Origin of the sequence: Flavobacterium sp. TAB 87 (genome assembly GCF_001529295.1) — a bacterium.
Classification (GTDB): domain Bacteria; phylum Bacteroidota; class Bacteroidia; order Flavobacteriales; family Flavobacteriaceae; genus Flavobacterium.
In genome coordinates this window covers 1-1,796 of sequence record NZ_LLWK01000008.1, presented here as the reverse complement: position 1 = coordinate 1,796, position 1,796 = coordinate 1, and the positions used below count along the sequence as shown (strand labels likewise).

Genomic DNA, 1,796 nt, shown 5'->3' with positions numbered 1-1,796 from the left:
ATAAATTTTGAATAAAAGTAAAAACTGCTAATTGTTCAGAATATTTTATATTGAAGTTTGTTTTTTGAGCAAAAATTAATGAAGTTATTGCACAAAATAGGAAAGTTAAAATTCTGGTTTTCATTGTTATTTCTGGTTGTATTTTAATATGTCGCAAACGGTTTGCAGCTACCCGAAGGGCGGGACTTTTACCACAAAACTTAATTTGCAAAACTAAACTTCCATTAAACATAAAATTAGTATTGGAAAACGAAGCCCCGCTTTTTGGATAGGTGGTGTGTGTTCCTTGCATGCACTTCTACCCCTACAAACGTAAGGAATTTATCTAGGGGGTGCAAGTCCCTTGTCGGCAAGTTGTTGAGATTATATTGAGCTAATTAGCTAGTGGCAAGCTCGGAAGAAGTATTTCTTTGAGTGAAGCAAGCCCAACGGCAAAAGTCTTTACCGAGGAACACTCTGTCAGTTACTGGCGGAGCCGTCTACTTGATTGGTAGCAGTTTTTTATTCCAGTGCTTTAATAAATTTTTTCATTTCGTCCATTTTACCAACTGTAATTCTTGTCCATTTACCTTGTTCTTCATATATTCTTCCTCCTTCAGTATTATTATTTTCTAATTGCTTGAAATAATCCTTTTTGTAGTAGGAAAGTGAAAAATATATAAAATTTGTATTTGAAGAAATGCACTCACAATTTAATTTTTTGAGTTTGCTTATAGTATATTGCTTTACATTTTCATTTAGCAGATAGCAATTTGAAACAAATTTATAATCTTTCAACGAAGCTATAGCGGCAAGTTTTGATAATACACTAACACTATTATTTGTGTTAGATTGCAAATTTCCTAAATTATCAATTATTGTTTTGTGCGCAATTGCATAACCAATTCGTGCTCCAGCTAAACCATATATTTTGGAAAAAGTTTTGGTAATAATAATATTTTTATTCTCATTTACGATATTACTAATTGATTGCTGTTTAGTAAATTCCAAATATGCCTCATCAATTAGTACAATTGTATTTTGTGAAATCTTGGTTACAAATTCTACTAATGCTTCTCTTTCACAAATTGTTCCTGTTGGGTTGTTTGGATTACATATATAAACAAGTTTTGTATCTTGGTTTACCGCTTCCAACATAGCTTGCAAATTAATTTTTTTGTCTGTTGTAAGTGGTACTTTATTTTTCGTTAAACCTAAATTATCTAATGTAACTGTCCAATACTCATAACTTGGATCTGCGATTACATAATTTCCTTTTTCTAGTGTTACGAATTTTGCGACCAAATCTAAAATTTCAGTTGAACCCGCTCCTAATAATATGTTTTCGTCTTTTACACTATTTCTTTTTGCAAGATCAGAAATTAGTTGGTCAGCAATATCCCAATTATATCTATTACTAATATTCGCATTGTCTAAAAATGATTTCCTTGCTAATGGAGATGGACCATATGGATTTTCATTTGAGCGTAAAAAAATTAATTTATTATTATTTTCAAAACTATTAATTAAATTTTCTGATACTAGTGGAGAGGCAAATGAATTGAAATTTGTAAGTCCAATTCCAGCAACTCCAATTCCGATTTTTTTCAGCCAAAGTCGTCTGTTCGTTTCCATATTTTCTTTTTGGTAATTAGTCTTTAAAAGAAATAGTTTGTTACAACCGCGGATTTTTAAAATTGCCACCAACGTTTATGTATATGAGCTGTGGCTTGTTAAAGCACGAACCAACATAACTTATATACGCTGTGTGTGCCTTGCATGCACTTCTATTCCTACAAACGTAAGGAATTATCTAG

At 31.5% G+C, this 1,796-nt stretch carries 1 protein-coding gene; it reads right to left on the bottom strand.

From position 1 onward, the window contains the following. Positions 1–501: 501 nt before the first annotated feature. Entirely contained in the window at positions 502–1,614 is a 1,113-nt protein-coding gene (locus tag AP058_RS00055; protein WP_066305311.1) for a histidinol-phosphate transaminase, read from the bottom strand. Positions 1,615–1,796: the final 182 nt, after the last annotated feature.